Raw genomic sequence first — 223 nt, 5'->3', positions numbered from 1 at the left:
AGAGGCGAAGACGTTGTGCAAACCCTTGAACGGGTGTGCCAAAAAGCCGGCTATCCGAAAACGATCCGTGTCGACCAAGGGACCGAGTTCGTGTCGCGCGACTTGGACCTGTGGGCCTATTCCAAGGGTGTGACGTTGGACTTCTCACGCCCCGGCAAGCCGACTGATAATGCTTTCATCGAAGCGTTCAATGGCCGCTTCCGTGCAGAATGCCTGAACCAGC

General features: G+C 57.0%; 1 protein-coding gene. It reads left to right on the top strand.

Annotation, left to right across the window (positions count from 1 at the left end; translation table 11 throughout):
* The coding region (locus MOV76_RS39765) for a DDE-type integrase/transposase/recombinase (RefSeq protein WP_247266658.1) at nucleotides 1–223 on the top strand (223 nt) is incomplete at both ends.

Origin of the sequence: Rhizobium sp. PRIMUS64 (assembly GCF_023006465.1) — a bacterium.
GTDB lineage: Bacteria > Pseudomonadota > Alphaproteobacteria > Rhizobiales > Rhizobiaceae > Rhizobium > Rhizobium leguminosarum.
Note: the sequence above shows the minus strand (reverse complement) of the source record. Positions and strands in the feature narration are given on the sequence as shown.